Origin of the sequence: uncultured Flavonifractor sp. (genome assembly GCF_944383115.1) — a bacterium.
Classification (GTDB): domain Bacteria; phylum Bacillota; class Clostridia; order Oscillospirales; family Oscillospiraceae; genus Flavonifractor.
The window spans coordinates 1-2,571 of sequence record NZ_CALWOJ010000154.1 but is presented as its reverse complement, the minus strand read 5'-3'; the positions used below and the strand labels follow the sequence as shown (position 1 = coordinate 2,571).

The following is a 2,571-nucleotide window of genomic DNA, read 5'->3' as shown; positions in this document are numbered from 1 at the left end:
ACCGCCTCCTGGATGGCCCGGTTGAGGGACGCCGTACCGGTGATCCGCTTGCGGGTGGGCGACAACACCTGGATCTGGTCGGCGGGAATGCCCATGTTATCCGGCAGTCTGGTCCTGACCAGTTCCACAATGGTCTCTGCGGTCCGGGCCGGTTCCTTTCTCCGCAAAAAGAAGAAGTCGTGCTTGTTGTCTTTGAGGTCGGGCATCTCCCCCCGATTCACCCCGTGGGCGTTGCGGACGATGGCGCTTTCGGCGGCCTGCCGGAAAATCTCAGTGAGCCGCACCATGGGTACCACCCCGCTGCGGATCAGGTCGGAGAACAGGTTTCCCGGCCCTACGCTGGGCAGCTGATCCGGGTCTCCCACCAGAATCAGGCGGCAGTCGTCCCGCAGGGCGGAGAGCAGACCCCGCATGAGTACGATGTCCACCATGGAGGTCTCGTCCACAATAACGGCATCCGCCTTGAGCGGGTCGCCCTCATCGTGGGCAAATACCAATCTGCCCGAGTGGGGATCGTACTGGGTCTCCAGCAGGCGATGAATGGTATACCCTTCCGCTCCGCACAGTTCCCCCAGCCGTTTCGCCGCACGACCGGTGGGCGCGGCCAGGGCGGTCTCCAATCCCAGCTGGTCAAAGAGGGCCAGCACCCCCCGCAGGGAGGTGGTCTTGCCGGTACCCGGCCCGCCCGTAAGCAGCATCACCTGGCTGGTGGCCGCCAGAGCCACCGCCTCCCGCTGCTGGGGCGCATACACAATACCCTGGTCGGCCTGGATGCGGTCAATAAGTTCGTCCAGGCCGTGGGGAGCGACCATCTCTCCCCGGCACATCTCCGACAAGCGGAACGCCACATATTGCTCCGCCTCACATAAGGCGGGCAGATAGACCGCCGTCTCGCCAGCCACCTGTTCCTCAATGGCCTCCCCCCGCTCCAGCAGGGTCTCCAGGGCATCCTCCAGGATTTCCTCCTCTACGCCGATGAGCTGGGCCGTGGCAAGGAGCAGCTTGCGTCGGGGCAGGAAAGCGTGGCCGTTGTCCAGGTTATAAGTCAGTTCAAACAGCAGGGCCGCCTCCACCCGTTGCGGATCGTCCCCTTCCATTCCCATCGACAGGGCCAGTTCGTCGGCGGTGGAGAAATCCACCCCCAGTTCCTCGTCCACCATCAGGTAGGGGTTGCCGCGAATGACCTCCAGCGCCCGGTCTCCATACCGGCGGTACAGGGGCATGGCCAGCTGGAGAGGCACCTCATGTTCCCCCAAAAAGGACAGCAGACGCCGCATCCCCATCTGGAGGCGAAACCGCTCTCCAATCTCAAGCGCTTTTTTACGGGTGATCCCTTTGATACAGGTCAGCTGCTCCGGGTGTTCCTCCAATACGGTAAGGGCGTCCTCACCAAACTCCTCCACCATCCGCCGGGCGGTGGCGGCGCCGATCCCCCGCACCGCTCCGGAGGCCAGGTAGTCAAAGATGGCTTTTACTCCGGCGGGAAGCCGCCGCTCCACCGTCTCCGCCTTGAACTGCTCCCCATAGGAGGTGTGGCGGGTCCATGTGCCCTGGACCGAGATGCCCTCGCCGGGGGCCACGCCGGGCATACAGCCTACCACAGTGACCTCCGCCCCGTCCCCCACGTCAAGACGAAGCACCGTGTAGCCGTTCTCCTCATTCTGGTAGACTACGGCCGACACGGTGCCCTGTATATAATCCTGTGACCCCTCCCGCATGGCTGCCCCTCCTCTTATGTTCAGGGATATGATACCATGTGCAGGCGGATTTGTCGAATCCTATTTCTCCATGATGTACTCGCCCAGCCGCTCCGCCGGACAGACCACCACGCCGGTAGCGTCAGCCAGCAGCGCAGCGGCAATCGCCCGCCCGGCAGAGTCCAGTCCGCCGTCGGCGATCACGATGGTAAACCCCTTTTTCTGCCGCCCCCGCAGCCACAGCAGCCGCTTTACATCCTGCTCCAGATGGGCGCCCTCCCCTGCCGCCGGGACCACGGCATAGACCGGGCCGGCCCCTTCCGCCGGAGCAAGCAGCCATCCAAACAGCACCCAGCCCAGGGCCAGAAGGCCGATGGCCGCCAGCAGGGCCAATACGGCCTGTAAGATTCCGTCCAAACCCTTCACCTCCGCCCCATCCTATGCACGGGGCGGAAGAAGGGACTCAGCTCCCTACGGTGGAGACCACAATGCCGGTGGCAAAGGTCATGATCAGCCCGGCGGTGACCACACCCAGGAAAATGGAGGGCAGCGCTTTCCGCAAAGGCATATCCAGGAAGGCGGCCGCCAGGGCGCCGGTCCAGGCGCCGGTGCCCGGCAGGGGGATAGCCACAAATATCCACAGACCGATATATTTATATTTGGTCACCTTCTGCCCCTTCAGGTGGGCCTTTTTTTCCAGCTTGTCCACCAGGGAATTGAGCTTGGGGGATTTCCGGCGCATCCATAGAAAAATCCGCCGGATATAAACGATAATAAAGGGGATGGGGATCATATTGCCAATAATCGAGGCCACCAGCGCCTGTCCCGGAGGCAGGCCCAGAGCGGTACCGAAGGGCACGCCGCCCCGCAGCTC

3 protein-coding genes are annotated in these 2,571 nt (G+C 63.2%); all 3 read right to left on the bottom strand.

Annotation, left to right across the window (positions count from 1 at the left end; translation table 11 throughout):
* Positions 1 to 1,718 (bottom strand): SF1B family DNA helicase RecD2 (locus Q0K43_RS10955; protein WP_297290561.1); only part of this gene is annotated, 1,718 nt, incomplete at its 3' end.
* Between the two features lie 60 nt (positions 1,719 to 1,778).
* On the bottom strand, positions 1,779 to 2,114 hold the full coding sequence (locus tag Q0K43_RS10950; protein WP_297290560.1) for a hypothetical protein: 336 nt from the start codon (positions 2,112 to 2,114) through the stop codon (positions 1,779 to 1,781).
* Positions 2,115 to 2,160: 46 nt separating this feature from the next.
* On the bottom strand, positions 2,161 to 2,571 hold a 411-nt coding region (locus Q0K43_RS10945; RefSeq protein ID WP_297290559.1), incomplete at its 5' end, for a COG2426 family protein.